The sequence below is a fragment of the Streptomyces sp. DvalAA-14 genome, assembly GCF_900091855.1.
Classification (GTDB): domain Bacteria; phylum Actinomycetota; class Actinomycetes; order Streptomycetales; family Streptomycetaceae; genus Actinacidiphila.
Genome location: NZ_FMCH01000368.1, coordinates 1 through 1,162, shown reverse-complemented (window position 1 = coordinate 1,162; position 1,162 = coordinate 1). Strand labels below are relative to the sequence as shown.

The window sequence follows — 1,162 nt, the reverse complement described above, 5'->3', positions numbered from 1 at the left end:
AATTCCTTGGAGGGCACGATCGGCAGCCGCGGACGGCCGCCGGGGGCCAGCGAATCGGTCCAGGTGGCGTCCCAGTCCAGCTCGCCCGGGGTGATCGACGCCGAGCGCACCCGGACGAGGACCTCCGCGGCGGCGGGCACCGGCCGCGGCGCCTCCTCGTAGCGGAGCTGTTCGGGTCCGCCGCGGTGGTGCCCTCGTACGGCGTGCATGGTGTCCATCGTCGCTACCTCCTGGGAACCGTGGCTGCCTGTTGGCATCCAACACCGTCCCGGAGGCCGCCGGTGGCGAACGCGCCGCGCGTCCGCCACCGGCGCCTGGCTCAGGAGCAGTTGATGAGCAGTGAGGTGACGACCGTGCAGGTGCGGGTGGCCCGGTCGTTGGCCGGATTCGGGTCCGCGGGGCTGCTCGCGGTGCGGGTGGCGGTGACGGAGTAGGGCAGGTCCAGGCTCAGCACACCGATCGGCACGCTGAAGTGCCGGGTGGTCCGGGCCCCGGCGGCCAGCGGGCCGGCGCTGCAGGTGACCTTGCCGGCGGTGGCCGCGCAGTCACTGGAGGTGGCCTTGAGCGGGGTGGGCAGATTGACGGTGACCGTCGTCGAGGAGGCCGCGCCCGGCCCCTGGTCGGCGAGGGTCAGCGTGTAGTCGATGTGCGCCCCGAGCAGGGCGGGCGCGGGGCTGGCGGCCAGGCTCACCGCCACATCCGCGGACTGCGGGGCGACCGCGGTGTAGGTGAAGCGGTCGGCGGGGCCGGTCGCGCTGGTGCCGGCCGGGCTGGTGGCCGTCACGTCCACGCTGCCGGCGGCGCCGGCCGGCGCGGCCGCGGTGCAGGAGCTGTCCGAGCAGCTGAAGCTGGCCGCCGGGGTGCCGCCGAAGGTGACCGCGGTGACGTCGGCCAGGTGGCTGCCGCCGACGGTGACGACGGTGCCGCCGGTGACCGGCCCGGAGCCGGGGCTGACCGAGGTCACCACTGGCGCGGGGGCGGCGGGCGCCGGGGTGAGGACGATCGCCACGCCCGACGGGTTGCGGCCGACCGCGGTGGTGGCCGCGACCGTCCCGGATGCGGTGTCGATGGCCGAGACGGTGTCGGAGCCGAGGTTGGTGGCGTACACCTGCGAGCCGTCGGGGGTGACGGGCCAGGCCCTGCGGGCCGGCGCCGACCGGGA

The 1,162-nt window shown here is 75.9% G+C and carries 1 protein-coding gene and 1 pseudogene; both read right to left on the bottom strand.

Annotated elements, in window-relative coordinates:
• Positions 1 to 218: pseudogene (locus GA0115240_RS19125) on the bottom strand (NADP-dependent oxidoreductase); the annotation flags it as partial.
• A gap of 101 nt (positions 219 to 319) precedes the next feature.
• Positions 320 to 1,162, bottom strand: an 843-nt coding sequence (locus tag GA0115240_RS19120) for an IPT/TIG domain-containing protein (RefSeq protein ID WP_176725112.1), incomplete at its 5' end; no start/stop codon positions are given.